The following is a 374-nucleotide window of genomic DNA, read 5'->3' on the forward strand; positions in this document are numbered from 1 at the left end:
AAGAAAGGGCGATGATGACCGCGCCATTGCTGACTATCACCAGGCAATCCGCCTCGACCCTACGCTTGCCAACGCCTACAACAATCGAGGCTCCGCATGGGCGCACAAAGGCGATTACGACCGTGCCATTGCCGACTATGACCAGGCAATTCAGCTCGATCCCAAACATGCCAACGCCTACTACAACCGTGGCCTCTCCCGGGCGGCCAAAGGTAACCAGGAGCGTGCTATCGCTGATTACAGCGAGGTGATAAGACTCAATCCAACACATGCCCTCGCCTATCAAGATCGAGGTTCTGCTTGGGCCAACAAGGGCGACAACGATCGCGCCATTGCCGACTATAACCAGGCGATAAGCCTTGATCCGAAAAATG

At 55.6% G+C, this 374-nt stretch carries 1 protein-coding gene; it reads left to right on the forward strand.

The annotated features are described in order from the left end of the window. Positions 1 to 374 (forward strand): tetratricopeptide repeat protein (locus tag EN852_RS36185; protein WP_135879710.1); only part of this gene is annotated, 374 nt, incomplete at both ends.

Source organism: Mesorhizobium sp. M2E.F.Ca.ET.209.01.1.1 (assembly GCF_004010375.2).
Classification (GTDB): domain Bacteria; phylum Pseudomonadota; class Alphaproteobacteria; order Rhizobiales; family Rhizobiaceae; genus Mesorhizobium.